The sequence below is a fragment of the Williamsia limnetica genome (genome assembly GCF_003217475.1).
GTDB classification, from domain to species: Bacteria; Actinomycetota; Actinomycetes; order Mycobacteriales; family Mycobacteriaceae; genus Williamsia; species Williamsia limnetica.
The window spans coordinates 12746-37071 of the sequence record NZ_QJSP01000016.1; the positions used below are offsets into that span (position 1 = coordinate 12746).

The 24326-nt window shown below is 66.1% G+C and carries 27 protein-coding genes; 13 read left to right on the plus strand and 14 right to left on the minus strand.

Going from position 1 to position 24326, the window contains the following annotated elements:
• The 8 genes from DFR67_RS23145 (at window position 1) to DFR67_RS23180 (ending at window position 5781) form a co-directional block, all read left to right on the plus strand.
• Window positions 1–273, plus strand: a complete 273-nt coding sequence (locus DFR67_RS23145) for a hypothetical protein (protein WP_110471948.1) — start codon at window positions 1–3, stop codon at window positions 271–273.
• 35 nt (window positions 274–308) lie between these two features.
• A complete protein-coding gene (locus DFR67_RS23150) occupies window positions 309–923 on the plus strand; it encodes a DnaB-like helicase N-terminal domain-containing protein (RefSeq protein WP_110471850.1) in 615 nt (204 codons plus the stop codon).
• Entirely contained in the window at window positions 920–1132 is a 213-nt protein-coding gene (locus DFR67_RS23155) for a hypothetical protein (protein WP_110471851.1), read from the plus strand. The genes DFR67_RS23150 and DFR67_RS23155 overlap by 4 nt, the downstream gene beginning before the upstream one ends.
• Window positions 1133–1269: 137 nt before the next feature.
• Window positions 1270–1500 carry an antitoxin VbhA family protein gene (locus tag DFR67_RS23160; protein ID WP_146240511.1) on the plus strand — a complete coding sequence of 77 codons (231 nt, stop codon included), beginning with the start codon at window positions 1270–1272 and terminating at the stop codon, window positions 1498–1500.
• 31 nt (window positions 1501–1531) lie between these two features.
• Window positions 1532–1987 (plus strand): Fic/DOC family protein, encoded by a 456-nt coding sequence (locus tag DFR67_RS23165; protein ID WP_158540017.1) that lies wholly within the window; start codon window positions 1532–1534, stop codon window positions 1985–1987.
• Between the two features lie 59 nt (window positions 1988–2046).
• Window positions 2047–3129 carry a tyrosine-type recombinase/integrase gene (locus DFR67_RS23170; protein ID WP_110471854.1) on the plus strand — a complete coding sequence of 361 codons (1083 nt, stop codon included), beginning with the start codon at window positions 2047–2049 and terminating at the stop codon, window positions 3127–3129.
• 29 nt (window positions 3130–3158) lie between these two features.
• The gene (locus DFR67_RS23175; protein ID WP_146240512.1) at window positions 3159–5396 is read left to right on the plus strand and encodes a tyrosine-type recombinase/integrase; all 2238 of its coding nucleotides are present in this window, start codon (window positions 3159–3161) and stop codon (window positions 5394–5396) included.
• Complete coding sequence (locus tag DFR67_RS23180; RefSeq protein ID WP_110471856.1) at window positions 5386–5781, plus strand: DUF6262 family protein; 396 nt, start codon at window positions 5386–5388, stop codon at window positions 5779–5781. The genes DFR67_RS23175 and DFR67_RS23180 overlap by 11 nt, the downstream gene beginning before the upstream one ends.
• Before the next feature lie 322 nt (window positions 5782–6103).
• On the opposite strand, the gene DFR67_RS23185 is transcribed toward DFR67_RS23180, so the two are convergent.
• Window positions 6104–6631 carry a glyoxalase superfamily protein gene (locus DFR67_RS23185; RefSeq protein WP_110471857.1) on the minus strand — a complete coding sequence of 176 codons (528 nt, stop codon included), beginning with the start codon at window positions 6629–6631 and terminating at the stop codon, window positions 6104–6106.
• Window positions 6632–6926: 295 nt separating this feature from the next.
• Between DFR67_RS23185 and DFR67_RS23190 the strand changes: the two genes are divergently transcribed.
• The 4 genes from DFR67_RS23190 to DFR67_RS23205 all read left to right on the plus strand — a co-directional run bounded on the left by DFR67_RS23190 (window position 6927) and on the right by DFR67_RS23205 (window position 8541).
• Window positions 6927–7340 (plus strand): hypothetical protein, encoded by a 414-nt coding sequence (locus DFR67_RS23190; protein ID WP_110471858.1) that lies wholly within the window; start codon window positions 6927–6929, stop codon window positions 7338–7340.
• Between the two features lie 33 nt (window positions 7341–7373).
• On the plus strand, window positions 7374–7586 hold the full coding sequence (locus DFR67_RS23195; RefSeq protein ID WP_110471859.1) for a hypothetical protein: 213 nt from the start codon (window positions 7374–7376) through the stop codon (window positions 7584–7586).
• On the plus strand, window positions 7579–8160 hold the full coding sequence (locus DFR67_RS23200) for a thermonuclease family protein (RefSeq protein WP_110471860.1): 582 nt from the start codon (window positions 7579–7581) through the stop codon (window positions 8158–8160). Before DFR67_RS23195 ends, DFR67_RS23200 begins: the two co-directional genes overlap by 8 nt.
• 75 nt (window positions 8161–8235) lie before the next feature.
• A complete protein-coding gene (locus tag DFR67_RS23205; protein WP_146240513.1) occupies window positions 8236–8541 on the plus strand; it encodes a hypothetical protein in 306 nt (101 codons plus the stop codon).
• Between the two features lie 27 nt (window positions 8542–8568).
• Here the strand turns inward: DFR67_RS23205 and DFR67_RS23210 are convergent, their stop codons facing one another.
• The 4 genes from DFR67_RS23210 to DFR67_RS23230 all read right to left on the minus strand — a co-directional run bounded on the left by DFR67_RS23210 (window position 8569) and on the right by DFR67_RS23230 (window position 10998).
• Window positions 8569–8817 (minus strand): NAD-glutamate dehydrogenase, encoded by a 249-nt coding sequence (locus DFR67_RS23210; protein WP_146240514.1) that lies wholly within the window; start codon window positions 8815–8817, stop codon window positions 8569–8571.
• 26 nt (window positions 8818–8843) lie between these two features.
• Complete coding sequence (locus tag DFR67_RS30300) at window positions 8844–9842, minus strand: hypothetical protein (protein WP_146240515.1); 999 nt, start codon at window positions 9840–9842, stop codon at window positions 8844–8846.
• A gap of 127 nt (window positions 9843–9969) precedes the next feature.
• Window positions 9970–10497 (minus strand): hypothetical protein, encoded by a 528-nt coding sequence (locus tag DFR67_RS23225; RefSeq protein WP_110471865.1) that lies wholly within the window; start codon window positions 10495–10497, stop codon window positions 9970–9972.
• A 6-nt stretch (window positions 10498–10503) separates the two neighbouring features.
• Complete coding sequence (locus DFR67_RS23230) at window positions 10504–10998, minus strand: hypothetical protein (protein WP_110471866.1); 495 nt, start codon at window positions 10996–10998, stop codon at window positions 10504–10506.
• A gap of 458 nt (window positions 10999–11456) precedes the next feature.
• Between DFR67_RS23230 and mobF the strand changes: the two genes are divergently transcribed.
• Window positions 11457–15926 (plus strand): MobF family relaxase, encoded by a 4470-nt coding sequence (mobF, locus tag DFR67_RS23235; protein WP_110471867.1) that lies wholly within the window; start codon window positions 11457–11459, stop codon window positions 15924–15926.
• 215 nt (window positions 15927–16141) lie between these two features.
• On the opposite strand, the gene DFR67_RS23240 is transcribed toward mobF, so the two are convergent.
• From DFR67_RS23240 to DFR67_RS23280, 9 genes are all read right to left on the minus strand, one after another.
• On the minus strand, window positions 16142–16756 hold the full coding sequence (locus DFR67_RS23240; RefSeq protein ID WP_146240516.1) for a hypothetical protein: 615 nt from the start codon (window positions 16754–16756) through the stop codon (window positions 16142–16144).
• Window positions 16753–18573 (minus strand): type IV secretory system conjugative DNA transfer family protein, encoded by a 1821-nt coding sequence (locus DFR67_RS23245; protein WP_110471869.1) that lies wholly within the window; start codon window positions 18571–18573, stop codon window positions 16753–16755. Before DFR67_RS23245 ends, DFR67_RS23240 begins: the two co-directional genes overlap by 4 nt.
• The gene (locus tag DFR67_RS23250) at window positions 18570–18896 is read right to left on the minus strand and encodes a hypothetical protein (RefSeq protein ID WP_110471870.1); all 327 of its coding nucleotides are present in this window, start codon (window positions 18894–18896) and stop codon (window positions 18570–18572) included. Before DFR67_RS23250 ends, DFR67_RS23245 begins: the two co-directional genes overlap by 4 nt.
• On the minus strand, window positions 18896–19261 hold the full coding sequence (locus DFR67_RS23255) for a hypothetical protein (protein ID WP_110471871.1): 366 nt from the start codon (window positions 19259–19261) through the stop codon (window positions 18896–18898). Before DFR67_RS23255 ends, DFR67_RS23250 begins: the two co-directional genes overlap by 1 nt.
• Window positions 19258–19524, minus strand: coding sequence for a hypothetical protein (locus DFR67_RS23260; protein ID WP_110471872.1), 267 nt, complete (start codon window positions 19522–19524; stop codon window positions 19258–19260). Before DFR67_RS23260 ends, DFR67_RS23255 begins: the two co-directional genes overlap by 4 nt.
• Window positions 19521–20165 (minus strand): hypothetical protein, encoded by a 645-nt coding sequence (locus tag DFR67_RS23265; RefSeq protein WP_110471873.1) that lies wholly within the window; start codon window positions 20163–20165, stop codon window positions 19521–19523. Before DFR67_RS23265 ends, DFR67_RS23260 begins: the two co-directional genes overlap by 4 nt.
• Before the next feature lie 73 nt (window positions 20166–20238).
• Window positions 20239–20904, minus strand: coding sequence for a hypothetical protein (locus DFR67_RS23270; protein ID WP_110471874.1), 666 nt, complete (start codon window positions 20902–20904; stop codon window positions 20239–20241).
• 60 nt (window positions 20905–20964) lie between these two features.
• Entirely contained in the window at window positions 20965–22635 is a 1671-nt protein-coding gene (locus DFR67_RS23275) for an ATP/GTP-binding protein (RefSeq protein WP_110471875.1), read from the minus strand.
• Window positions 22636–22652: 17 nt separating this feature from the next.
• A complete protein-coding gene (locus DFR67_RS23280) occupies window positions 22653–24305 on the minus strand; it encodes a hypothetical protein (RefSeq protein WP_110471876.1) in 1653 nt (550 codons plus the stop codon).
• Window positions 24306–24326: the final 21 nt, after the last annotated feature.

Here is a 24326-nt window from a genome sequence, read left to right on the forward strand (position 1 = left end):
ATGAGCACCATTCGCCGCAACACCTACGCCGACCGCGCCGCCCACTTCCAGGCCGCAGCTGACGCCGCGCACGCCGCCGGTGAGATCGGGCAGGCCACCGACCTCGAGGCGCTGGCCCAGCGAGCCCTCCAAGCCCACCAGGACCGCGCCTGGCGGCACGCCGAGGGACTGCGTTACGACAACGACGAGTGCTGCCACGAATGCCACCAGCACATCAGCGACTCCCACGGCCCGAGCTGCATCTACGCCGACGCCGCCTACGCCACCACCTGACCCGCACCCGACCGATGACTGACCAGGAGGATCCCATGACGATCACCGCCACTGACATGAGCGCCGACACTGTCTCGGCCGGCGAGCTGCCCGACGACGAGCGCGCCGTGACCGTGGGTCAGTTCCCCGGCGGCCTGGGAGCCGACCTCGACACCGAGAGCACCATCACCCTTGCTGTCGAAGCTGCGTTCCTCACCGCGCTGATGTGGGCGCCGGCCGACATGGCCCGTCAGATCCGTCAGATCCTGGTCACCAGCGACAGGTGGGACCCGTTCTGGAGCGCCCCGCACCGCGAGATCTTCGACGCCGTCTGCGCGGTCCTCGACAGCGGGGCACCACCGAACCCCACACTGGTGCAAGCGCACCTGTTCGAGACCGGTCACCTGCGCCGTGTCGAGCAACACCTGCTCGCGATCATCTCCCCGACCCAAGGCCCCATGGTCGGAGGTGCGGACCTTCCGCACCTGGCCGCCAAAGTCGTCGACCAGTGGTACCGCCGCGGCTACGCCGGACTACTGACCCGCATGGCCCAAGTCCGCGAGAGCGTAAGCGTTGAAGAGCTTTCCGGGCACTGGGCCAACCTCACCGGCCACCAGCTGCGGGCCGAAGAACTCTGGCTCACCAAACGCGACGAGCTGGCCAAGCTATGACACCGGACCCAACGCCACGAGGTGGACCGGTGCTGCGGGCCCAAGACCTGCACAAGATGGCCTGGCACATGCACTACGACGAGCACATGAGCTGGGAACAGATCGCCACCGAACTCGAGGAACCGTTGGCCGCCGTCGAAAAGATGGCCGCCGCCTACGCCCACCACACCGACGCCCTGGCCGCCGACCGGCAACACACCCTGTTCTGACCCGAAGACAGTCGATGAACTACTACCCAGTTCCCGGCCACACCCACGGCGCCGATGTGTCCCTGCAGCGCAGCCACCGCGGCATCGAACGCGGATAGACCCACCTCCAACCTCGAAAGGCTCCTACCATGGCCGTCATGACCCACGACCCCGAATGGGCCGTACGTTTCCCCGAGCTGTTCGCCGGACTGAGCGAGCAGCAGAAATGGAACGTGCACAACAACATCGCCAGCCACGTGATGGAAGGCTGGGCACCCGACCGCGACGACATCGCTGACTTGACCGCGTTCGAACGCGGCGACATCGACCGTGCTGAGTACGTGCGCCGAGGCCTGGCCCGTGTGAGCGCCCGGTTTCGACAGCAGTGACTCCACACACGCGATAGCGAGGCGACCACGGGTGACGACACCGGCCGAGTACTTCTGGCCCGGGACGACCGTCCTGATCAACAAACTCGGGATCCGCGACGCCGACGAACTCGCGGCCGCCGAGTACGTTCTGACCACCGCCGCCGAGCGCGACATCCGCGCCGGCATCATCGACATTCCGCGAACGTTCGACGCCGTGCACCTCGACGCGATCCACCGCGAGCTGTTCGGCGAGATCTACGAGTGGGCCGGCCAGCACCGGGGAGTCGACATGTCCAAAGGCGGGCTCGAGTTCGCCGACGTCACGCGCATCGACTCCTATCTCGCCGACACCGCCCACATCATCGCCGGTACCGACTGGCCGCACCTGGAGCGCGCGGCGTTCGTCGAAGAAACCGCCCGCGTGTATTCCTACGTCAATACCGCCCATCCGTACCGTTATCTGTACCGCAGGTCGACGTGTACGACACGTAGAACACGGGCGTAGAACCTCCGCCATTCTTCGTGTTGGACGGATTATCTTAACCGTCAACGACGGAGGTCCAGATGCGAGTTCAACTGGTCATCGCTCCCCACGACGAGAGCCGTTCTTGGACTGTGCTCGACGACGACCTCGATGTGGTCGGCCCGATCGAGTCATTTTTGGCTCACATGTCCGCAGTATGCCGGTCCCCCAACACTGTTCGCGCATACGCCCACGACCTGAAAGATTTCTTCACCTATTGCCGGGCATGCGGGCTTGAGTGGGATCGAGTCAGCCTCGAAGACGTGGGCCGATTCATTCCCTGGCTTGGTCTGTCCGACGAGGCACGACATGGTGGGACAGCGTCTGTTCCGATCCGCGCCGCACGGTGCGCGCCGGTCACCGTAAATCGAAAGCTGTCGGCGGTGTCGTCTTTCTATCAGTTTCACGGGCGTAACGGTGTCGGACTCGACAAGTCCATGCAGGCCTGGCAAAGGCAAAGTCAGGTCGCAAGTTCCTGGGCACCGTTCCTCGCGCATCTGGGAAACCATCCCGTTCGCAAACGGGTCATATCACTGAAAACAGATCGGCTCGGGCCACGAGTTTTGCCGCCCGAGCAGGTCGACGCGGTGATCGGTGCGTGCGTCCGGTTGCGTGATCGGTTCTTGTTTACTTTGCTTCGCACCTCCGGTTTACGTATCGGCGAAGCGCTCGGGCTGCGGCATGAAGATCTGAACCCTCGACGCTGCGAGGTTGCCGTGTGGTCCCGAGTCAACACCAATCACGCTCGCGCTAAGTCACGTTCGCGGGTCGTACCCGTGCCAGCGGCGGTGCTTGCCCTCTACAGCGACTACCTCCACGAGGAGTACGGTCCGCTTGATTGCGACTATGTCTTCGTCAATCTGTGGGGTAGTCCTCGAGGCCAGGCCATGTCGTACTCGGCGATCCACAGTCTGGTGCGGCGCCTCCGCGCCGACACGGGTGTGGCTTTCAGCCCGCATAGTTTCCGCCACACCTATGCGACCGAGCTGCTGCGCAGTGAGGTGCCCGCTGAAGTGGTGCGAGTGTTGTTGGGACATTCGTCGATATCGACGACCGTCGACACCTACGGCCACTTGACTGCTGAGGACACTCGACGCGCCCTGGTCAAGGCAGGTGTGCTGTGAACCGCGGATCGCTCGCGAGGGCAGATGACATGGACAGTCTGACCGCGCGGATCGCGGCAGCGCTGCGCCCGGAGTTCGACCAGGCGGTCATTGTCGCGCCGGTCGGGCATCCGGTGCTGGGTTTGCCGCCCTGTCGTGTGCTCGGATGCGCCGGCGGTGCGATCACCCGTGCTGGCCTGTGCAAGGGGCACCACACCCGCTGGCATCGCGCCGACCGGCCCGACGTCGGCCGCTGGGTCCAGACAGATCAGCCGCCGCTTCAGCCCCAGCGGATACTCGCTTCGTGTGCCGTTGAAGGCTGCCGCAGAGGCCAATGCGCCGCGACCTTGTGCAGTGGCCACTATCAGTTATGGAAGCGAAGTGACCGGCCCAAGCTGGGTCAATGGATCATCGGACAACAACCGCTTTCAGCCTTCCCGAGATCGGTCTGCGCGATCGGCGATTGCACCCTCGATGCCGAGACCAAGAAGCGACCGCTGTGCCGCAACCACGATCACCGATGGCGAACGAACGGCATGCCACCGATCGAGCAGTTCGTCATCGACTGCGATGTGCGCGGCGCGGACATCTTCGATCTGCGCGGCCTGCCTGACCGCCTTGTCCGGGAAATTCAGTACGGACTCCAATGCCGAGTCGACGAGAGCCGGCTCAAGACTCAACCGCGGCGACTGATGCCGATGATCCGCTGTCTTAGCCAGATCGGCGCACATTCGTTGCGTGAGCACACGATCGAGGAGTGGGACGCGGTTCTGTTCACAGGCGCGAGTCTGGGACGGACCAATTCCGTGATCGCTTTCGTCCGTGACACGCTCGCGTCTCTAGACCGGCTGCAAGGCCTGGTCGGTTGGGACACCGAGTACCCGCGAGACATCTGGAAGCTCACCAACCTGGGTTTCCCTGCCACCAGGCTCGCGGTGCTGCGGTTCGATCGCATTCATCCCCACTGGATGCGGGACCTCGCCAAGCGCTGGTGCCGATGGCGACTGTCCACCGGCAGCAGTGCGGGTGTGGTCGCGTCGAATCTGTATGCACTGACACGGTTCTGCCGATTCCTCGAGGAAACCGGCAGAGGTGTCCCCACGCCAGCTGCCCTGGACCGGCCGATGATCGAGGAGTACCTCGCGTGGGTGGCCGTCCGATGCCCGGACCCCAATACACGCCGCAAGGATCTCGGCGGTCTCGCGTCGTTTCTTCGCACGCTGCAACAACACCGGTGGGCGCCTGACCTCTCGCCCGGAGCTGTACTTTTCAGAGAAGACTACCCACCGATTCCCGCGCCGAAAGCGCGTGCGCTGTCCGAGTTCGTCGCTTCACAGCTCGAACTCGAATCCAACCTCTGTCGGTTCGCCGAACCCCGTTTTCGGGTGCTGACCGAGATCTTGCAACGAACGGGACTGCGGGTCGGCGACGCCCGGCGACTGACAATAGACTGCATCGACCGCGACCAGCACGGGGCCGCGTACCTGCGCTATCACAACCACAAAATGCGACGCGACGCACGCACACCGATCGACGACGCTCTCGCCGAAGCGATCACGGCTCAACAGCAAAGAGTGCGCAAGCAGTTCCCGACCGGGCCGATACTGTTCCCGATGATCGTCGCGAACCTAGACGGGACACGGCCGATCGACCGGGCTGCCTACGCGCAGAACCTCGACGCGTGGGTATCGGCGTGCGAGATCCGCACCGAAGCTGGCGATAACGTGCATGTGCGTCCACACCAGTTTCGTCACACGTATGCCACCAGGCTGATCAACAGCGGAGTTCCCCAGCACGTCGTCAAAAAGCTACTCGACCACGACTCCGACACTATGACGGCGCATTACGCGCGGCTCTCCATGGAAACAGTGCGTGAGGAATGGTCCAGAGCGACCAAGGTCGACATCCACGGTCAAGAAATCCGCGAACTCGACGGTGAACTCGCAGAAGCAGTCTGGTTGAAGAACAGTCTGTCTCGAGCGAAGATGGCGCTGCCGAACGGCTACTGCACCCTCCCGCTGCAGCAGACCTGCGAATACGCCAACGCGTGCCTGACTTGCCCGATGTTCCTCACCACACCAGAGTTCCTGCCACAGCACCGCACTCAACTCATCGAAACCCGGGTCCTGATCGAATCGGCCCGTGCGCGCGGCCAACAACGCGTGCAGCAAATGAACGAAACCGTCGAGAAGAACCTGCTCAACATCATCGGTACGCTCCAGACCGCACCGAGCACCTGCGCCGACGCGCAGCGAGGTCGCGACCACAAGGACAACGATGCGCGCTGACAACTCCCCGGCCCTGGCCGACAGCGCGCGCAAACGCGCCCAAGAGACAGCACACCGCGCGGCGCAGATCCTTGCCGACGCCGAAGGGCGGCAGGAAACTGTCAGCGTTGTCGAGTTCGCGCGTCGCGCCCGCGTCTCCCGCTCCTGGGTGTACTCGCAACCGGGCATCGTCGAACGGCTACAGCAGTTGAACGCGGCGACGTCCACGGAGAATGATGGCACCGTTCGCGCACCTGCGAGCATGCGAGCCAGTGACGAATCCCTGCTCATGCGACTCGAACTGGCCCACCGAAGAATCTTGGCCCTCACTGCAGAGAACCACCAGCTTCGCGACCAACTCGCTCGAACGCTCGGCGAACTTAGGGCCGCGCGAGCTCGAGTTTGAACTGCTCCGACACCGGTGCTCCGCGGGTCGTCAGTGACCAGCCGACGATCTGTTCCTTTCGGTCGCTCGCGTGCGGCCACCGACCCGTGGTTGTGGCTTACGTAGGCCCAGGTACTTCGGCTTGATCTGAACCCGTTCGCGACTCGCTGGTGGTACTGCGGCGGTTTGATCTGGCCCGCCTTATGGCGGCTCGTCAAAGCCCTTTACGAGCGAAACCGGCAGTGGTCGAGATCAGAGGAATCGAGCTGCTCATCATTGACACGGGAACCACCATTTACTGACTCACCACAACGCGAGCAATGCTGGTCAACAGGATGCGACTCTATTGCCCTTCGCCGAAACGAAGCACATTGCCGAAGGGATCGGATACCTCAACAGTGGGACCTCCAGGTCCATCAGTATCGATGCCCGGTTGAACCCGCCGGTGGCCCCGGCCAGAGATCTCGGAATGAAACTCCGCAGCACTAGAAACCGGGACCCACAGAGCCGTCCCCGGAATGCCGTCACCGTGGTGCTCAGACAAGTCGATCACCGTCTCGCCCCGCATAATCCGCATATAGATAGGAAGGTTCTTCTCGAACCGGTGCTCCCACTCCACGGCGAACCCTAAATAGTCGAGGTAGAACTCTCGTGCAAGTGCCTCATCCTGGATCCGCAGAATCGGTATGGCGCTCCCAGTCTTGAGTGCGCGGCTATTTAGCCGTGCTGACGCCGTATTCCAGTCTGAGAAGCCAAGTTGCCTCGACACGATCTCTAGAGCTCGGCTGTGTCCGATAGGCAGCTTCGCTGCAGCTAACTCGTTCCGCAGCGTCTGAGCAGCAGCCTTCGCCTCATCGATCGAAAAACCCATGATTCACCTCCCGGTGCCCAACTAGCCGGCGCTCGCATTACCGACCGAAGCACCCAGGGATATAGGCGAACCAGGCCAGTCACATGTCAGTTGTTCACCATTCCGGACACCCCGGAGCGAGCGGCAGGTCAACTGATACCTCTACCCAGGCTAACAGGGCCACGAGCGACCCGCTCGCGAAACTGGAGCCGAATCAAGCCCCAGCGGGGTCGGGCATCAGTTGACAGCCACAGCCAGACCCGAGCTATAGCTCGTCAACGACACTGTCTGCGACGCAGAACCGCATTTCACGCCCATGTTTCGGGAGATTCCTAAAGATAAGTTTCGTGAGGGAAATGGCCGCGCCAGCAAACTGTTCCTGGCACACCTGACCGAGCAGACGCAGTTCGACTTCGACTTCGAGACAGTGCATCCCGACGTATGGAACCAGCGATCGATGCTCACCCGCCCGGACCTCGGCCAGTACCTGCCCCACCACCGGGAGATGCTGCCGGTGTTTGATCACATCACCATCGACCGCCCGCACGCCCCGACCGCCGGCACCGAAGAACACGACCGGGTCGAGCACCTGAGCCTGACTCCCGAACCGCTCACCTATGAGCAGCACCCCGAACCAGTCAGCTACACCCAGCACCCCGAGCACGAGACCCGCTATCGCGGGTACGGCGGGCCGGAATCACCTGGGCACCACCGCGGCATGAGTCGCTGACACCGCCCACGGGCACACGAGGAGATCAACGCCATGGCCGACGAATCTCTGACCCCACGAGAGCAGCGCATCCTGGCCGGAGTGAATGCCGGTGAGGTGATGGAAACCGGCACTGAGCTGTCCGAGAAGGACATTGCCGCAGTCCTGCGGGTGGCCCGTGGACAGAGCACCGCCGAGGACGAGCGAGACCGCATGCTCGCCGAGATCCGGGCCGCACGCGAGGAAAGAGAGAACGACGATGAGTGATCGTCGACGCACCACCACCGCTGTCGCGGCGAGCCTGGCGGCCGTGGCCGCGCTGCTGACGAGCTGCACGACCGACAGCAACGCCGCACCCACCGACACTGTGAGCAGTTCGATCACCATGGCGACCGGAGTTCCGGCTGAAGCGGGCCCGGAGGTCTCCGTCACCCGAGTCATCGACGGCGACACCATCGTTGTTCGCACCGCCACTGGTGAGGACCGCACGGTCCGTCTGATCGGCGTCGACACCCCCGAGACAGCCAAACCCGGCGCACCGGTCGATTGCTTCGGCCCACAAGCATCCGAGTACACCAGCGCCATGCTCACCGGACGGGTCGTGCGCCTGGAGGCCGATCCCGCGGCCGGAGACACCGACCGCTATGGCCGGCACCTGGCGTACGTGTGGACCGTGCACGATCAGCGGCTGTTCAACCTCGCACTGATCGAAGCGGGCGCGGCCCGCGAATACACCTACCGCGACACCCGATACCGCTACCGCGACACGTTCCGCGCTGCCGAACGCAACGCCCAGTCGAAAGACTTCGGACTGTGGGGAAAGTGCCCGCCGCCCGAGTAGACCCCGCCAGTTGTCAGAGGGCCCAGGCACACTGAGCGCCAACCACCGACCGGTCCAGCAGAAAGAAGGATGACCATGGCCGCGATCATTTTCGTCGCCGCCGCACTCGCGGTCGCCGCGATGCTCCTGTGGGGCATCGGGTCCGCCGTTGCCCGCGTGGTCGGCATTATCCTGCTCATCGACGGCCTCGGCGGTATCGCCCTGCACTCCAGTGCACTCGCCGGCACCCACTACGTCACCGAAGCCGCGATCGGGCTCGGGCTGTGGCTCGCCGGACACTGGCTCTACGCCATCAAGCACCGCCTCTGGCGCTCACACCTGGCCCTGGTGATCTGGCGGCTACCCGGACTGTCACTGCTCGCGCCTATCCCCACCCGCTAGTGCCTCCGGGCGGTGTCGCCCGGCCGATTAGTCTGGGTACGGCCACAGGTTCATGATGTCGACCATCAGGCGGTGGACCGACTTCCCATACTCGGTCGGCTCCCAGTCTTCGTCGGTGCTCGTGGCTGTCTCGGTTTGCAGCGCTTGAGCCAGTCGGCCGATCTGGGCGGTCGTCGGGGATGTCCATCCGGCGACTTCTGATTCGAGTTCAGGATCTCGGCGCCGCAAGACCGCCGTGAGGAGATCGCGCTGGGCGGCGTCCAGCTGCTCGAGCATTGCGGCTCCGTTCGGCAGTCCTCCGGTCATGCGGTCGCCGGCCCGTTGGGATCAGGTGGCATGCACAACAGGTAGCCACCCAATTGTCCACAGGTGCCCAACGGGACGGTAGGCACCTTGATCTCCGGTAGCGGAGGCAGAGTCGGCAGCGGCGGCATCGTCGGTGCCTGCGGAACGGTCACCACAGGCGGCGGAGACGTAGTCGATGGTGGTGGCGGTGGAGCGTTCCGCCACCCACCCCGGTTCGTCGCGATCGCAGTAACGATCTCGCCAGCTGGATTGAGAACGATCGTGGCGTTCGGGCCAACGTATTTGAAGCTCCACCGGCCCAGCTCATCGCGTTCGATGCTCGGGTTGCCGCTGTTGAACGCGTCCTCGATTGCTTGGTCGTTGACGCCGCGGCCACCGTCGCGACCGGTGACTTGAGCATCTCCGTGCTTTGTCCGACCAGTGATCGATGTGGGGGGCTCGGGCACCCCAGGTCCGGGTTGGACTGTTGTGCGTGGAGCGGGCGTGGTGGTCTTGGGTGCTTGGGTTTTGGGTGCCGGGGTCTTCGGTGCTGTGGTCTTGGGTGTTGTGGTCGTCGCAGACGGTGACGGCGTCGATGGTGTCTGCGTTTGGTCCAGGGCCGTCGCCGGCGAGATCTTGTCCGGCTTGTCCCTGTTCTTGTTTCTCTTCTTGGTCGGGGGCGATGCTGGTTGCGCCTTGGTCTTCGGTTCGCTCTTGTTCGGCCCCCGGTCGGGTGTCGCGATCGGCTTGCGCTGCTTCGGCGGCGCCGGTTGAGCCGACTTGGGCTTCGGCGCGGGCGCCTGCTGCGGTGGTGCCGGCGGCGCCTGTTGCTTGGGCTTCGCCTGGATTGGTGCCGGTTTAGGCGGCGCGGGCTTCGGGTTGACCATCCCGGCCGGTGGGCTCGGCGCAGCGGCCACGTCGGCGACCGCAATCCCCGACAACATGGACACGCCCACGGCGATCGCGGCTAGCCGCAGACCGACCCGTCGGACAAGTGGATTGGACTCAGATCTCATGGCATCCCCCGATGTCGACTAAAACGTGATGTGCCCGGAACCTATCAACCCCGCCCAGGGCACGCGCGCCGCTGTCAATCCATCGACCGACAACGAACGCCCGCCGCACGAGAAGCGTTAGGCGCCGCTACTGGATCGGGATGTCCATGGCGAAGAGTGTTTGCTGCCCGGGCATTCCGGCGCCTAACGCTTCTGAGACCGCCGCGCTGTTCCAGCCGCCGTGGCTGGTGATGGCGGCGCGGATGGCGTGCGCGCGGGCCCGGCGGGCCGCGCGGTCGAGGCCGGTGGTGCCTCGGCCCCATCCGCTGCCACCTCCGCGCCCTTTGTATCCCATGTCGGTGAGGTTGTCGGACTGGGTGCCGGCCACGACATGCCCGCGCCCGACGCGCACGCACAGTGGGTTGTCGCATTCGTGCATGGCCACCAGCCCGGCCGCGATCTCGCCTTCGGCGGCGGCGACGGCGAACCGCTGCGCCCTGACCACTTTCGGGCCATCGGGTCGGCCGAGCCAGAACCGGCCGTACCCGTCGTCGCCGATGGCGGCGGCAAACACCGCGCACGCTTTGTCGCCCGGTCCGGCGATGACCAGCCGCTCAAAGCGGGCGATCTCGCCGGCGTGGACCAACGGGTCGACGACGAGTCGGTGACTGGTCATAGGTGACTACGATGCCAGCGCGGCCGGCCCCTGGCCGTGATCGCCGCCCGGCGGTGTGTCGGGTTCACCCGCCTCGGCCGCAGACGGTTGCGGTGCTGCGGGTGGCTCGCTCGCCTCGGCTGCACCTTCCCCGGAGGAGTCGCTGCGGGCCGGGTTTGGCGCGGTGTCGGTGTGCAGCTTGATCAGTCGCCGCACCTCGCCGTCGGTGAGGTCGCTCAGTTCGGCGAGCGCTGCAATGGTTTCACCGCGATCGCGGATCGCGGTCAAGGCTGCGCCCATCCGGGCGTGCGCGCCGGCGATCTTGTCGTCGCATTTGCTGCGGGCGGCCAGGATTGCTTTGTCGCGGACCGCTTCGGCGGCCGCTACAGTGTCGCCGGCCTGGATGACCGTTGCGAGATCGGTTTCGTTGTCTTTGTCGCGCTGGCGTTGCGCTTCGCGCTGCGCCGCTACTTTTTTGCGCGCCAACTCGCGCGCAGAGACTTTCTTGTCGGTGGTAGCCATCAGTCGGGGCCCTCACAATCTGTTCCATGGGACAACCCGCACAGGGTGTGTCCGAACGTCCGGCTCAGGCCCCTTTGGGTAGGGGTCAGTGCCGCGGGTTCTCTTCCATGCACTCGACGCCAGTGGAATGCAGCACCCACGCTACCGGAGTGTGGTGGCCGAGTGGGGGTTCTGGCAGACCTATCGCCGCCGGTGTCGCACACCGCCCGTTCTCGGCCCTGGGGGCCTCGTCCTGGTGCTGGTGTGCTCGTTCTCTGTCTTGGTCTGCCTGTCGTGATTTTTCAAGATTGCGGTTGCTGCGCTCCCTTCTGGTCGTGTCTTCTGCCGATGACCTGCCCTTTTGTTCCACAGCGTTGCTGTGTGGTGTTGAGATCTGACACACCTCTGGCAGATCATCTGAATATGGGGCGGCCTGGTTTCTTCCGACCCGGCTGCGCGCGGGTTATGGTGCTCCGGTGATGACCCTGCACGTGCTGCACGCCGGTGACGGCTACAGCTATCTCACTGACCAGGTGGCCAGTGCAGATCGCGAGCGCGAGCGGGGCCAGGAGCTGGCCGATTACTACACCGCCCACGGCACTCCCCCGGGCATGTGGTGGGGCGATGGGCTCATCGCGCTCGAGGACGAGCGCCTGGCCGGCGGCCGCGCCCACGAGGCTTTGATGGTCAACGGCACGGTCGCCGAAGCGCAAATGAAGGCGCTGTTCGGGGAAGCGTTGCACCCCAACGCCGATGCCCTGATCGAGTCGATGATCGACGAGGGCATGAAGCCCGATGCGGCGATCAAAGCCGCCCGACTGGGCCGCCGGTTCCCGAAGTACAGCAACGATATCGAGCTGGTGAACGCCACGGAGATGAGCGCGGCAGCGTTCGTCGCCGATCACAAGCGCCGCCCGACGGTCGCCGAACTGCGGGAGATCGAACGTGGCCACGGCCGCCGTTTGTTCGAAGACGACAAGGGCCGCGCCCCGCTCACCGATCGCGAGCTGGTGTCGTGGATGGCCCACGAGAAAGGCAAAGTGCGCCAGCCCGTTGCGGGGTTCGACCTGGTGTTTACTCCCCCGAAGTCGGTGTCGGTGCTGTGGGCGTTGGGTGATGAGAACACCCGCCGGACTATCGAACGCTGCCACCATGAAGCGGTCAACGACGCCATCACGCACCTGCAGAAGGAAGCAATTTTCACCCGCTCCGGGGCCAGTGGCGAACTGCAGGTCGACACCAAAGGGCTGATCGTGGCGCAGTTCGATCACTACGATTCGCGCGCCGGTGACCCGAACTTTCATACCCACGCCGCGGTGTCACAGAAGGTCCAGGGCACCGACGGGGTGTGGCGATCCATCGACTCTAAAGCGCTGCACCGTGCGGCGGTGGCGCACTCGCAGCGCTACAACGGTGCGGTCATGGACCTGGTGTGCCGCGAGCTCGGCGTCGGCCGCGAGGTCCGCGATATGGGCGAAGGACGCCAGGCGGTCATCGAGATCGCCGGGGTCCTCCCGGAGCTGCGTGAAGGGTTCTCCGGCCGGCGTACAGCGATCGAGGCCCGCTACGACGAGCTGCTGCGCACCTACCGCGACGAGCATGGATATATGCCGGCCAAACGCACCATGTACCGGATGATGCAGCAGGCCAACCTCGACACCCGCGAGGGTAAACAGACTGGCGCTTCGCTGGCCGAGCTGCGCGTCGGGTGGCGCGATCGAGCCTTGGCGATCGTCGGTTCCGAGCGTGCGCTGGGTCGCATGATGGACCGTGTGATGGGCCGCGAGAGCGCCGTGGACCGCCCGTTCGAGGGGGTGCAGCCCGAAGCCGAGCAAGTGATCGAGAAGCTCTCGCAGCGCCGGTCTTCGTGGACGATGCACCAGCTGCGCGGCGCCGCCGAAGCACATGTAGCGACCGTGGCGTTCGACGATCCAGCCGCCCGCAGGGCCGCGATCGACGCCGTGATCGACCACGCACGCGGCCAGGTGATCGCCCTGGCCACACCCGAGTTCGCGCCCACCCCGGCCGCGCTGCAACGCGCCAACGGCGAATCCCAGCTGGTCCGCCACGACGAAACCCTGCTCACCACCACCGCCGTCTTGGCCGCTGAAGACCGGGTGCACGCCGCCGCCGCGACCCCCACCGGGCACGTGCTCACCCGCGCGCATGTCGGGCACATCTGCGAGCAGCTGCAGGCCGAGAACGGCCGCGAACTCAACCCCGGCCAACGCGCCCTGGTGGAGCATTTCACCGGCTCCGGTGCGCTGCTCGCCGTCGGTGTCGGCCCGGCCGGCGCCGGTAAAACCACCGCCATGACCGCCGCCACCCGCGCGTGGGAAGCCGCCGGACACAACGTCATCGCCCTGGCACCGTCGGCGGTCGCCGCTGAAAACCTGGGCGAGGAAATCGGTATCGACGGCATCACCGTGGCCCGCCTGACCTACCCCTATCGGGGCAAGATGGCCGACTCCGGGATCGCAGCGGGAACCATCGTCGAGTCAGTTCCCATCGGTCCCGGCACGGTGCTGCTCGTCGACGAAGCGTCGATGATGTGCACCGCCGATTGGGACGCACTGGTGTCCATCGCGCATGAGCGCGGCGCGATCATCCGCGCCCTGGGCGACCCCGCGCAGCTCGACGCCGTCGAATCCGGTGGCCTGCTGCGGTCCTTGGCTGAGCACACCTACGCACCCGAACTCGACGAGGTCGTGCGGTTCGGCGATGACCATGTGCAGGCCAAGAACTCGATGGATCTGCGGGCCGGTGACCCGGCCGCCATCGACCTCTACGCCCGCCGTGGGTGGGTGCACGATGGCACCCTGGCTGAACTGAAAACCCATGTGGTGGACGACCATATCGCCGACCTCGACGCCGGCCGAAACAGCATTGTCCTGGCCTCGACGGTCAACGATGTGCGCGAGCTCAACCAAGCGATCCAGTCCATTCGCCGCGCCGACGGTGTCGCCCGCACCGGCCGTCTGGTGGGGTTGTCCGATCAGCACATGGCCGGCGTCGGCGACCAGGTCGTCACCCGATCCAACAACCGTCGCCCTGATGGCCGCACCAAAGGCGGCACCCGCCCCGGCTCCTATGTCCGCAACGGCGACGTGTGGACGGTGGTGAAAGTGCACCGCGACAAGACCCTGACCCTGCGCCACCGCGACCACCACGGCACCGTCCGCTTGAGCGCCGACTACGTGCGTGAGCACACCGAACTGGGCTACGCGATGACCATCCACCGCGCTCAAGGTCTCACCGTCGATGTGACCCGGATGCTGCACTCAGTCTCGACGAACCTGTCCGGGTTGTACGTCGGACTCACGCGCGGGCGCTCCCAAAACCACGCCTACGTCCCGCTGGATCAGGAACTGCCGATCGACGTCGAGAAGGTTCACGTCGACGGCGTGCAGCGCGCACCGACCGCCATCGAATTGCTCAAGGTGTCGGTCGGCCGGGACAACGGTCAACGCACCGCCACCGAAGAACTGCGGACAGCTCTGGCCGCCGCCCACGACCCCGAACGCCTGGCGATCCACTACCACGCCGGGCAACGCATCCTGCGTGACGCCTACCTCGATCGAGTCCTGGAACAGGCTCTGCCCGAGACGATTCACCACACCATGCGCGAGGCTCACCCCGACAGCTACTACCGCCTGCGCGAGGTCCTGGTGACCGAACACGACGCCGGCGGACACCCCGTTCATCTGCTGACCGACGCCTTGGGCGATCACCGATCCTTGGCTGATGCGCACGACCCGGCGGCGCTGATCGTGCATCGGATCAGCGAACTGCGGGCCACAACACCCCTGCCCGCACGGACCGATCCGGACTGGCTGGCGCCGCTGCCACCGCGTCACCCCGGCATCGATGCTGAGCTGGCGGACTGGTGCGCGGCCGGCGCTGCAGCGCATCAGGATGCGGTCGCGCGTCGCACCGACCCGCTGACCGGCGCAGTGGCCGATTACCGCCGCACCCTCGCCGACATCGACCGGACCCGCCTCGATACCGGTCTGGCGGTACTACCCGCCGAGGACCGCCCCCAGGTGGAACACGATCCCGAGACCGCCCGGTTGAGCGCCTTGCTGGGCCGGGCCGAGCGCGCCGGACACACCCCCGACAAAGTGGTGGCCATCGCCGCCCGAGACCTCTACGCGGCTGAGCGCGACATCTCCGCCGCGGCCATCGCCGACCACATCGAACAGTCCCTGCCGCGGGCGCAGGCAGTGGATCGTCGACGCTGGCTCGAAGAAAACGCCACCGCCGCCCGTCATCTGGCGGCCGCCCGCATCGACCTGTCCGACCCGCAGCTCGCCGGCATTGTCGACGACATCCGGGACCGCGAACGGGCCACCGGCGAGGCCGGCAAGATGCTGGTCTCACGGTGGGTGGCAGGCGTCGCCCGCGACCGCGACGACCCCACGGCCGACCGCGACGCACTGGTCTCCGCGTGGCGCACGCTGCATCCTGATCCCACGCGCGGGGCTGTCGATCCTGCGGTGCCACCGTGGATTCCAGCGCCCCCGCTTGGCGATAGCGGCGCCGGTGCCCGCTACCAGGCAGTCGCGGACGCCGTGCGCCAGGAAGGCCGCAGCGTCGCCGAACAACGACCACTGTGGAGTGAAGCGCTCGGTGACCGCCCGACCGAACCCGCCACGCAGCAACGGTGGGAGCAGCTCGCCGGGCACGTCGCCGCCTGGCGCAGCGAGCACCAGATCGACGTCGACGAGCACCCGCTGGGCTCGATGCCGGAGGCAGGTAACGGTCGCGGCCACTACAAGAATCTCGAACGGGCACTGAACGAGCACCAACGGGCGATGGCGGCCGAGCGGGAGCACGCGGCGCGGGCTGCAGAGTCCGAACACGAACACGCTCACTACAACCAGCTCGACCATTCACGCGGCCGTGAGAACGGGCGCACACATGACCGTGGCAACGGACGGCACCTGTAAAGCGCCGGGCACACACATGAAAAGGGACGAGAGTCCCACCAGCGATGCGGTGTCACGGGATGTTCCTGGCCGGGAATAACATCCGGTGACGCCGAGCTGGTGAAACTCTCGCCCGTAGCGGCACCACGCAGCAGGGGCTGCATGGGACCGGGTCTCAGAAGCGATCGCGCACGGACTACGCAGCAGCCGGGCGCGGGATCGCTACACACGCATCGCTATGTATCGACCGCCTCTGTAGCGGAATCGGCGGCGCGATGGAATCGGCGACTGCTCTGGTTGTAGGTCCACACCGCACCGGCGAAGTTGACTCCGCTGTCATCATCGACGGCCTCGCCGCGTTCCATCAGTTCTGCCATGACCACCTCATCGAGGACCGTCACGTCCGTGGGCACAGCCCGGCCGCGCAGGTCCTCGGCAATGGTTTGGCGCGCAGTGGAGGTCAGCGGCGGCACCGCCCGCGGGCGAGCATTGCACTCGTCCGCGGTGCAGTCGCCGACGGCGGCGTTCGCCCGAATCCGCTCCAGGCACGACCACATTTCCAGTCGGTGCCAGACGATCATCTGATCGTGGTAGCGCACCACTTGGCCTTTGGGCGTACTCAACCGCTGATAGGACGCGGTGTGCCCGGCCATGAGTGCGGTCAGCTCTTCTACCGCGGCCGGGTGGTTTGGCCAGCAGCCGGGCAGTTTGTTGTGGGTGAGGCCGTACCGGTGCCGGAGCCATTCGACCCAGTCGATCAGTTCATCCCATAGTGCGGCTGCTTCGACGGCATCGAGGTACCGCCAGTTCAGCGGCCCTGGTGCGAACGTCGACGGCGCGGGGGTGCTCATGCCCATCTCCTGACCGGTGCGATGGTGTCGGGGTCCTCGCCGGTGGACGGGCACACTTTCTCGAACGCAGCTGTCGAGGCTGCGATTTCACGTTTCCATTCTTTGCGAGCGAACACTGTGGGCAGGTGCACCAGAAACGGTGCCGCGCCGCGGGTGATCATCAGCCCGTGGTCGGAGTCGAGCTGGCGGATCTCGTGTTTCTCCAAGACCCGCCGGGTCCGCAAGCGCGGTGGGTGCTGTGGGTCGGTGATCGGCTCGTACTCCTCGATCGTCCCCGACAGCGAGGACAGCTCCTCGAGGTGGCGATCATCTGTCATACCGGCCAGCACGATCCGGACCGGTGCTGAGTTGATGAACAAATCGCCTTCGGTCTGCCCCCAGCGCACATGCATTTGCGTGCGGTTGTGTGCGAACGCCCAGATGCTGATGCCCCGGCCGCCGATGTCGTTGATCATCCCCGGCAGGCCCGGGATCGGTGCGACGGTGTTGACCTCGTCGAGCACCAGGCGGGCGGGTGGATCGAGCCGGCGGCCCGGTACTCGCTGCGAATGCCGGTTGAGCAGGTGGTGCACTTCGCTGGCCAGGACCGCCACGATCGGTGCGACCGACCCGCTCGTTCCGTCGGAGAGCAGGTACAGCGTGTTCGGTCCCCCGAGCACCAGGTCGGCCAGGTCGACGGACTCGGCGGCCGGGGTGTCCACAGCCGCCATCAGGCGCGGGTCAGAGAGCGGCGCGACCAGTGTGGAGACGGCATGGAACATGTCTTCGCTGGAATCGGCTTCGCTCTCGACGATCTGGCGCAGCTCAGCGGCCCACGATGTGTTGACGATGTCGAGGATCTCCAGCGGCTGTGTGGCCCGCCGGTTGGTCACCCACGCCCGCACTTTTTCGAGTCCGAGACCTTCGGCGGCAGCAGCGTAGAGATAGCAGCGCATCAACGTTTGCGCTTTCCCCTGCCAGAACGAGGCATCTTTGGTGTCCCCCATGGGCACTGCTTTGACCCATGCTTCGGCCCGCCGGGTGGCCACCCGCTCGTCGGTGCACCCCGACAGCAACGACCACCGCATCGGGTGGGGGTGGCCGATCAGGTTCTCCGGGTCGAAGATCTCCACGCGCCCCACCGCGGAGCGGTACTTGTAGGTGTATTCGACCAGGTCGCGTTTGGTGGAGGTGGCCAGCAGAAAACCGGGAGCATCCCAGCAGCGTTGCACCGCCAATCGTGCAGTTTTGCCCGCGCCGGTCTGGGCGAAGCACAGCACACAGTCTCGGTGCTGCAGAAAGATCGGCGATCCGCCGATCACGTTGTCACCGAGATACGTTGCCGCCGCCGCTGAATCGATACTCGACGGGCGGCGTTCGGCGAGGGAACCGAAGTCCTGCCGCGCCTTCTCGGCGGCGCCTTTTTCGTTCATCTGCAACCGCACCAGTTCTCGGTCGTCGCCGAGACCGGAATGTCGTCCGTTCTTGCGTTGCGCTCTGCGTTGGGCGATGGATTCGCCGACCCCGGACAGTGCCCCGGCGACAACGAAGCACACGATCATCATCAGCCAGGTCAGCACCGGCCCGCCCGGGACCGGTTGCGAGGGCCACGCGGCGGCCGGATCTGCCGGGGAGGTGAATACGGCTTTGTAGCCGCCGGCCCCGAACGGGCCCGATGGCCAGGCGAATCCGTGTCCGGCCAGCAGACCCGACAGTGCCCCGGCGAAGGGGATGGTGGCGGTGGCCACGAACACCGCGAGTGCCAGCGGCCACACCCACCACGCGATGATCGGGGTTCGTGGCGGGGTCGGGGTGGGCCGGGACCCGGGAGTACTCATCGCAGCTCTCCCTCGTCGATACCGGCGGTGTAGGCGATCTGGCCCCGCACCAGTGAGAGCCAGTGCGCGACCGGCGGGGCTGCTACGTCGAGTGGGTCGAGGTAACTGGTCAGGGCCCGGTAGATCAGCGCGGCGAGCTGTTTGTCGGTCTGCTCGTCGATATTCGTCCACTGCCGTGGGTCGCACGAGTAGAGGATCTCGGCGACCAGTCCGTGCTGCGCGGCGGGGACGCCGGTCATGGTCTGGGCTGCTTTGTGGTGCTGGAACTGTGCGCGGTGCAGCACTTCTCGCGGCCAGGTCAGGGGCAGTGGGTGGTCAAACATCAGACGAAGTCCTCTCGTTCGTTCAAAGCAGCAGCAGCGGTGGCCGCCGACAGCCCGTAGCCGGTGGGGTCGGCAATGATCTGTGCGCAGGCGCGGGCCAGCGCAGTGCGGCCGGCGTGGGCGCCGGCATCGGTGGTGAGGTCGGCGACGACGAACACCGACGAGCCCGCCCCGGCGGGCAGGAAATCCAGGTGCAGCCGCGCCGACGGTCCCAGACAGGCGATGGCAGCGGTCATCGCCCGGTAGATGCCGCGTTCGTCGACGCGGCCGGGAGCGGCCGCCACAGCGTCGACGATGGCCTCGCACCGAGTCCAGCGCCGCCGCCGGGTCTGGGGGTGCTGACTGCACGCCACGCCCGCGTTCATCGCGTGCTGACCCGGCTCGGTCGGTCCAGCTCGGACCACGCCAGCGCGTCGCGTAACACCGACCTCGCCTGCTCCCGTTGAGTCGGAGTCGATTCCGGGCGCACGATCACGTCACTGGCCTGCACAGCGGCGTGGTGAGCGTGGCAGCGGCGGCGGGTGCTCGCCTCCGGTTCGCCGCCCGCGTCGATTAATGCTTGTTCAGCCTCGCCGAGCAGCTGCGCGGGATCGTCCGCGAGCGCCGCCGTTGCCTCTTCGGCGGTCATGACGCGGGAAGGAGGGCGTCGAGTTTGATCTCCCGCCAGGTCCGGTAGCCCGGCGCGCGGCACAGCGCAATGGCCGGGTTCTGATCGGAGAGCTCGACGGTCACCGCAACCCGATGCCGCGAAGCGGTCGCGGCCAGGTCCTGAGCGGTCAGGTCGTGGTGGCTGGTGTGCAGGATCAGCCGCACCGAATCCAGGCCCGCTTTCTCGCGGGCTTTGCCGGCCAGGAAGATCGCTTTGTCAGCAGCGGAGCGTTCGGCAGACAGATCATCACCGACCCGGTAGATCATGTCTTTGGCATGGAACTCGCCGTACCAGGATTCGTGGTCGTTGTCGGCCGCGCACACCGCGTAGGTGCCGACCTCACCGTCGCCGGCGCTGCACAGTTCGATGACCGGCGCCGCTGACGCTGCGGTCGCGAGCTCGGCCGCCTCGGCAGCAGTGGTCTGGTCCCGGATCTGGTCGTAGTCGATGTCGAGTTGCTTGCGCATCTCGGTTTTGACTTTCGGCCACAGCGCTTTGGTGGTCACTCCCGCTGTGTCGGCCCACGCCCGGATCTCGCGGTGGGTGCGTGCGGCCCGCAGCGCCTGCGCGCCCTCTGCCACTGCGGTCTCGGCGGTGTTCCAGTCATCGCTCTGTGTCATGGTCTGTCTCCTTCGTTGTGTGATCGGTGTTCTCGTGCCCTTGGGTGGGCTGATCGCGGGTTGCGATGCGGGGTCAGTTGGTGAGGAGCCAAAAGCCATCTGCCTGATCGCCGTCGTTGGGGTGCAGGAGGCGATGGGGCCGGCCGCTGTCGCTCAAGGTGGCCGTGATCGCCTGCGCCACAGGCAGGGGTAGGTGCGGGGAGGTCATTGCCCAGGGCTCGACGAGGATGGTGGCGTCGGGGCTGACCCAGAGGATGACGTCGAGCGCTGCGAACTCGTCGGCCGTGCGGGCACGGGTGAAGGCGTCGGTGATGGCTTCCCAGGTGGCGCTGTGGGGCGCGAAGCAGTCGGCGTCAGGGGCTAGGAAGTCGGGGTGCTGGGCAATGAGTGCTGGCCAGTCGATGGGTGTGGTGGTGCGTCCCCACTCGGGCCAGGGCCCTTCGGGGTCGGTGAACACTGCTCCCGACAGGGCTCGGTGCAGCCACTGCGGCAACGGTGCATCGGCGGACAGAGTGTAGGTGTCGCCGTGACCGCAGGAGCTTCCTAGTGTCGTCCGAGGCGTCAATCCGTTGTCTACCAGTGCATCTGCCAGGGCGATGGCCTGCTCGCTATAGCCGTCGGTGTAGCGGTATGACGTATCGACCTCATCGAGATCCTCGGTGTCGAGAGCACTAGGGGTGGTACTGGTCCAGAGTTGCTGTACGCGCCGAATCAGTCGGGGTGTCACGGGTGATCGCATGGTCGGGGCCTTCCTTTGGTCTTGCATCGGATGTGTCAGTGGGCGCGCGCGGACGGTGGTCTAGGCGGGCGTTCCTTCGAGGACGTCGTTGGTGTTGGTGAGCGCGATTTCGTCGCTCGAGCGCATGTGTTGCATGAGGATGGGGTCGCGGTTTTTCATCACGACCAGGCACTGTCCGCGTCCGAGTTGCATGAGCACATCACGGGTTTCGGGCGGCAGATGGTACATGTCGCAGACCGCCTCGGCGTCGTCGGCGCGGCCCTGTTTGTAGAGCTTGACGATGTCGGCTTCTTGCATCAGCGCCCGCGACGGGGAGTCGGCGGGATGGTCGGAGAGGTGATGGAACGCGCTGGCGGTCGACAGGCCCAGGCCGCGGGATAGTTTCATGTTCGCTCGGGCGGTGTCGCCGGTGGACCCATCTCCCAGGGACCAGCCTTCTTCGAAGACTTCGACGGTTTGGGTGCGGTTGGAGGAGCGGGCCGCGAGCCGGTTCGACAGCCACGTTTGGGCCGTCGTCATCACGACCTGCACGGCTTTGCCCTGCTCAGGCAGGCCGGAGATGTCGAAGTGCACGAACGGATGCTCTAGGGCGGCGCGGACTTCGGGACTGGTGGGTTGATCGACCAGGCCGCGTAGTTCGCCATCGATGAGTTCGAGCAGGGTCAGGCCGGCATCGACGCCCCATTCCAGGGAGCGCCCGGCCCAGCGGGTACCGAAGTAGGCTCCGTCGCCGAGGTTTTCCAGGATCGACGGTGGTAGGTCAGTGCCGGTGCGCAGTGCTTGATCAGCTGCCGAGGACAGGCCGGGGTCGGGGTCGAGGAGTTGGTAGGCGACTTCTTTGAGCAGTGGTTCGCGGCCGGCGGCCCGGGCGCGGTCGTTAACGATGGCCAGGGCGCGGCGCACGGCGGCGCGCATGGCCGGGGTGATGGGTTGTTCCATGGCGTCTTTGAGGACGGCCAGCAGCAGCGATTGTTGCCCGGCCGGGACGACGCCTTCGATGCCGCCTTGGTGGCGGCCGTCGGTGGAGATGTCGGGGTCGAGCAGGTTGAGGCTGACCCCGGCGCCGTCGCGGAGGAACTCGATCGACTTCACGCCCAGGACATCGGCGATCGCTCCGTATTCCCCGCGGCCACCTTGGCGTTTCTTGTCGAATACGACCACTTGCCGGTTGAGCAGGAGTTGTCGGAAGGCACTGGTTTTCATGTCCGAGGACTTGCCGGATCCGACGTCGCCGATGTTGCAGGTGTTGACCCCGTCGATGACGCCTTCTTTGTACAGTTCGAACGGGTCGAGGCGGACGACTGATTGGCCCATCAGGTTTTGTCCGGTGATGAGCCCGGAGTGCTGCACGGCGCGGCGGGTGGTGAAGAGGTTGAGCGCTTCGGCCTGGCGGGTGGTGGTCCAGCCGCCGGCGGGACGGCGTTCGTACCAGCCGGAGCGATCGAGCCAGCGTTTGCGCATCGGCGGGTCACGGCGTTCCATCATCGACCCGTAGGAACCCCAACCGTCCAGGTCGATCTCTGAACCCCGCTGGCGGGCTTGCTCGTTGAGAAGCGCCGCCTCCTCCAGGTCGTAGCGCTCGACGCCGTTGTCGTCGAGGTACACCGGGGCCTCGTCGCGTCCGAGCACCCACCGCATCCAGCCGCGGGCTGCGGCCATCCGCGATGGGTCCTCGTCGGCGTAGAAGTCTTCGGCAGGGTGGTGGCCGTGGCGGCCGGTCGGTGTGCTCATCAGCAGACGCTTTCGGTTTAGTTGCGGGTGAATTTGGTGCGTGCCAGACCGCGGCCAAGGGGCAGGGTCCAGAACTGGGCGATGTCGTGGTCGTCGTCGCACCAGCGGATCTCGGTGATCGCTGAATCGCCGGCGGCGGCGGTGACGCGGGCACAGGCCCGGTCCAGGTCGTCGCCGTCGCGGCCGGTGACCGCGATCGCCATGGACCAGATCACCCCGTGGTAGCCGCTACCGGCCTTGAGGTCCTCGCGCCGCCGCGCTGAGGAGGACGCCATCACTTCTTCGGACCCGTCGCTGATCTGGCCCTTCTTCTCCAGTTCGATGGCTTTGGCGGCGTCGGTGGTGGCGTGGCGTTTGGTGGCCAGACGGGCAATCCGCGCCGGCACCAGATCCAGGCGTACTGAAATGGTGCGGATGGTGGGCGAGGGCGGCAGGCCGTCGCCGGGGTCGCCGGGGTCGGGCTCGACCCGCGAGAGCAGCGGCGTGAGCCAGGCGGGGCCCAGATGCACCGGCGGGATGGAGCTGGGCGGGACGATCCCGACGCGGGTGTGCCAGAACTCCTCGCGCCGGTCGGGGTCGGTGGAGCGGCGCACCAGGACCGCGTCGCGGCCGCCGAAGAAGGTGGGAATCCAGTTGTACCAATTGGCGCCCTGGTGCCGGTCGAGGGCGAACGAGGGGTTGATCATCGCTCGCATCACCGCGCACGCGCGCTGCTCACCGAGGACATCGACGCGGCCGAACCCGGCCGCTTGCAACGACCGCTGGATGCGGGCTGCTTCGTCGCGGATGACTTGGGCGACACCGCCCTCGGGTTTCGCGTTCTTACCGGTGGCGATACGGGAGGCTTCGCGCATCAGCCGCCCGTTCTCCGGGACCGCGATCGACAGATACGAGTGCGGTTCCTCCGAGTGCGGCCGGGCGTCGTCGATGAGATGGCCGTAGGATCGGATGGCCGGGGTGAGCTGTTCGACCCGCTCGGGTGGCAGTTGAGCCACTTTGCGCTCCACCCACTCCTGGTGCGGGTCCAGATCCGCGGGCACGACCCTCAGCACCAGTTGCAGGCTGCGGGTGAAGACAGTGTCGCGGGCGGCGGCGTTGAGCACCGATTCGCTGTAGGCGGCCTGGTTCTGGGCCCACCGCTCGTTTGACCGCAGCCCTTCGGCCAATCCCTGCACGGCCAAGATGATCTGAAAGTACGGGCGCTCCCCCGGGTTGTGGTGCCACAGGATGAACAGATCGTCGAGGCCTGTACCGGTCAGGTCCAGCGGCTCACACGCCCCCAGGGCGGGTGGGCTGGTCCAGCCCGGATCGACGTCGGGGTTGCCGTAGTCGGGGTCGGCGGCGATACCGAGCTCCGGGTCGCCGGGGGTGAGCCACACATGACGACCATCGCGCCGCCGCCACCACGTCGCTACACGATGAGCGCCGATCCCGGCTAGTGATTCATCGTTGAACAACTTGAGCGTGGATCCCAATGTGGATATGGCGATGACCGCGCAGGCCAGGAGTCCGGCGATGCCGCCGAACTGCCCACCGATGATTACCAGCGCAGCGATCGATCCCAGCGCGCCGGCGGTCCACACGATCGACTGCGCGATCGGAAACCCGCGCGAGGCCACCTCGCCGCCCAGAATGGAGGTCCGGACTTCTTCACGCATCTCGGTTGTCATCAGTTCAGCTCTCTCACCGTC

Bases quoted from the DNA above. Each gene is read 5' to 3' on its own strand.
- DFR67_RS23240 (WP_146240516.1), bottom strand. From the start codon at position 16,756: ATGAGCACCCCCGCGCCGTCGACGTTCGCACCAGGGCCGCTGAACTGG.
- DFR67_RS23225 (WP_110471865.1), bottom strand. From the start codon at position 10,497: ATGACCAGTCACCGACTCGTCGTCGACCCGTTGGTCCACGCCGGCGAG.
- DFR67_RS23145 (WP_110471948.1), top strand. From the start codon at position 1: ATGAGCACCATTCGCCGCAACACCTACGCCGACCGCGCCGCCCACTTC.
- DFR67_RS23250 (WP_110471870.1), bottom strand. From the start codon at position 18,896: ATGTTTGACCACCCACTGCCCCTGACCTGGCCGCGAGAAGTGCTGCAC.
- DFR67_RS23265 (WP_110471873.1), bottom strand. From the start codon at position 20,165: ATGACACAGAGCGATGACTGGAACACCGCCGAGACCGCAGTGGCAGAG.
- DFR67_RS23230 (WP_110471866.1), bottom strand. From the start codon at position 10,998: ATGGCTACCACCGACAAGAAAGTCTCTGCGCGCGAGTTGGCGCGCAAA.
- DFR67_RS23275 (WP_110471875.1), bottom strand. From the start codon at position 22,635: ATGAGCACACCGACCGGCCGCCACGGCCACCACCCTGCCGAAGACTTC.
- DFR67_RS23280 (WP_110471876.1), bottom strand. From the start codon at position 24,305: ATGACAACCGAGATGCGTGAAGAAGTCCGGACCTCCATTCTGGGCGGC.
- DFR67_RS23270 (WP_110471874.1), bottom strand. From the start codon at position 20,904: ATGCGATCACCCGTGACACCCCGACTGATTCGGCGCGTACAGCAACTC.
- DFR67_RS23255 (WP_110471871.1), bottom strand. From the start codon at position 19,261: ATGAACGCGGGCGTGGCGTGCAGTCAGCACCCCCAGACCCGGCGGCGG.
- DFR67_RS23160 (WP_146240511.1), top strand. From the start codon at position 1,270: ATGACCCACGACCCCGAATGGGCCGTACGTTTCCCCGAGCTGTTCGCC.
- DFR67_RS23155 (WP_110471851.1), top strand. From the start codon at position 920: ATGACACCGGACCCAACGCCACGAGGTGGACCGGTGCTGCGGGCCCAA.
- DFR67_RS23260 (WP_110471872.1), bottom strand. From the start codon at position 19,524: ATGACCGCCGAAGAGGCAACGGCGGCGCTCGCGGACGATCCCGCGCAG.
- mobF (WP_110471867.1), top strand. From the start codon at position 11,457: ATGACCCTGCACGTGCTGCACGCCGGTGACGGCTACAGCTATCTCACT.
- DFR67_RS23245 (WP_110471869.1), bottom strand. From the start codon at position 18,573: ATGAGTACTCCCGGGTCCCGGCCCACCCCGACCCCGCCACGAACCCCG.
- DFR67_RS23205 (WP_146240513.1), top strand. From the start codon at position 8,236: ATGGCCGCGATCATTTTCGTCGCCGCCGCACTCGCGGTCGCCGCGATG.
- DFR67_RS23170 (WP_110471854.1), top strand. From the start codon at position 2,047: ATGCGAGTTCAACTGGTCATCGCTCCCCACGACGAGAGCCGTTCTTGG.
- DFR67_RS23200 (WP_110471860.1), top strand. From the start codon at position 7,579: ATGAGTGATCGTCGACGCACCACCACCGCTGTCGCGGCGAGCCTGGCG.
- DFR67_RS23150 (WP_110471850.1), top strand. From the start codon at position 309: ATGACGATCACCGCCACTGACATGAGCGCCGACACTGTCTCGGCCGGC.
- DFR67_RS23180 (WP_110471856.1), top strand. From the start codon at position 5,386: ATGCGCGCTGACAACTCCCCGGCCCTGGCCGACAGCGCGCGCAAACGC.
- DFR67_RS23190 (WP_110471858.1), top strand. From the start codon at position 6,927: ATGTTTCGGGAGATTCCTAAAGATAAGTTTCGTGAGGGAAATGGCCGC.
- DFR67_RS23185 (WP_110471857.1), bottom strand. From the start codon at position 6,631: ATGGGTTTTTCGATCGATGAGGCGAAGGCTGCTGCTCAGACGCTGCGG.
- DFR67_RS23195 (WP_110471859.1), top strand. From the start codon at position 7,374: ATGGCCGACGAATCTCTGACCCCACGAGAGCAGCGCATCCTGGCCGGA.
- DFR67_RS30300 (WP_146240515.1), bottom strand. From the start codon at position 9,842: ATGAGATCTGAGTCCAATCCACTTGTCCGACGGGTCGGTCTGCGGCTA.
- DFR67_RS23175 (WP_146240512.1), top strand. From the start codon at position 3,159: ATGGACAGTCTGACCGCGCGGATCGCGGCAGCGCTGCGCCCGGAGTTC.
- DFR67_RS23210 (WP_146240514.1), bottom strand. From the start codon at position 8,817: ATGCTCGAGCAGCTGGACGCCGCCCAGCGCGATCTCCTCACGGCGGTC.